Origin of the sequence: Parabacteroides sp. AF19-14 (genome assembly GCF_003635485.1) — a bacterium.
Lineage (GTDB): Bacteria > Bacteroidota > Bacteroidia > Bacteroidales > Tannerellaceae > Parabacteroides > Parabacteroides distasonis.
Genome location: NZ_QTMJ01000052.1, coordinates 349 through 2014 on the forward strand (window position 1 = coordinate 349; position 1666 = coordinate 2014).

At 39.8% G+C, this 1666-nt stretch carries 2 protein-coding genes; both read right to left on the reverse strand.

Annotated elements, in window-relative coordinates:
• Nucleotides 1-383 precede the first annotated feature (383 nt).
• Nucleotides 384-866: a DUF3990 domain-containing protein gene (locus tag DWX33_RS22140; protein WP_005868753.1), complete on the reverse strand. Its 483-nt coding sequence runs from the start codon at nt 864-866 to the stop codon at nt 384-386.
• On the reverse strand, nt 863-1312 hold the full coding sequence (locus tag DWX33_RS22145) for a DUF3791 domain-containing protein (protein ID WP_005868755.1): 450 nt from the start codon (nt 1310-1312) through the stop codon (nt 863-865). The genes DWX33_RS22140 and DWX33_RS22145 overlap by 4 nt, the downstream gene beginning before the upstream one ends.
• Nucleotides 1313-1666: the final 354 nt, after the last annotated feature.

Genomic DNA, 1666 nt, shown 5'->3' on the forward strand with positions numbered 1-1666 from the left:
ATTCCACGTATCGAAAAAAGTGACTGCACGATAAAATGAAAAGCTGCAACGGAAGAACTGACTTGCGGATTCTGCGGGAGAACATAACCACACAGGCATACAGCCACTACACCTGTTTCCAATAAAAGAAGATTACACCACCGGAAAAGCAGAAAGGCTCCACTCGGAGAAAAGCAAGCAAACGATTGAAGCGGACTGCCGATTTGGCAGCGAAATATCCAACTACCTATCTACAGCCCTAAAAGGCTAGGACATATGGGTAAGCAACAGACTGCCGGGCAGTCACTCCGCTGAAAGGGTGGGTGGGAAAAAACTAAGTGGACGCAAAAAACAACCTTACCATTGGGGGATAAACTTCCCCCTATTTTCACTTCACATATTCTTTACCCCACTTCAATTGATTCAACAAACTTCAACAACAAAGCGACTGTTACCGTATGAAATGAAAGCTGATTGAACAACTTATGCGCTTTCAGCATCTCAATAGCGGCTTCAGCCGTAACAACTCTCTGTTCATAAAGCCGAATTGTCGCATATAACTGGTCATTTGCGACAGGCCCCATTATTAGGTCATAGTCACCGTTTTCTCTTCCTCTGCGGTTGTTGACAACAAACTCCAGCCATTCTTTTGTCGCACCCATAAACCGAAGAACCGGATATTCCCTATCAAGAATATCATCGGGAACTTCATAAACAGAGACGATTGCTTTTTCGCTCTGTTCCCTGTTCTTCTTCAACAAAGCCCATTTTTTTGCTTGTTCAAAGTTGGTTGTCGTATAAAATCCCTTCCCAAAGTCCGTAGCCTTCCGTCCTTTCTGTATATTAGGGCGTTTCACGGTAACTGTAGATCCATGAAATAGTCTCATTTTCTTTTATTGATATAAGTCGTTATAGTATCTAATATATATTCGGGGTCTTGGGTATGAAGCATTTCAAAAGTCTCATCCAAAAAATCAAAAACCCCATAGTCCGAAAACAACAACAAGGTTTCTTCCGCACTTTGTTTCTTTTCCTCCCTATAATTCTCAATGCAGAACATCTTGAAAAGCAGGATCTTCGTGTCACCGTTATACCGTCGTTTTTCTTCTGTTTTTTCCTTCTCCAATGTTTCATAAAGCGACAATGTACTTGAATACCATAACTTGGTACTCTTATCCAGCAAAGATTTATACAACTTGGAAGAATATATATAATACAGTGCATCGCCTAAAGGCAATGCCTTTTTCTTCATGACCAGTTCTACCAGCTCTCTCATCACGAATGGGAGCATGGTTGAGTCAAGTTCTCCTTGATTTTTATGAGTAATTTCCATATTCTTGTTGTTATTACTTTAGCATATTTTCGAAAACACCTTCTTCACAGTTCTTTATACACACCTGACACTCGGCCACCACTTCTCTTAATATTCGGGCACATTCTTCATTCGAATGCCCTTGCAGTAATTCATAGGCATATCGCATCAGTTCATTAGCTTCCATTGTTTCCATCCTTATCAATAATATTCAAGTTCATCATTATTTTCTGCAACGACTCCATATTTGGAGTTCCTAACCAACACACACCTATGCAAAAGGTCATATTGTTCTCTGTATCTGAAAAACGCATATTGTTTTACCTTTTACAAACATTGTTGTCCCATTAAAATCTAAAAGAGTTCTTTGAAATA

What these genes read in the sequence shown, in the direction of transcription:
- DWX33_RS22140 (WP_005868753.1), bottom strand. Translation starts at nt 866, where the DNA reads ATGAGACTATTTCATGGATCTACAGTTACCGTGAAACGCCCTAATATA.
- DWX33_RS22145 (WP_005868755.1), bottom strand. Translation starts at nt 1,312, where the DNA reads ATGGAAATTACTCATAAAAATCAAGGAGAACTTGACTCAACCATGCTC.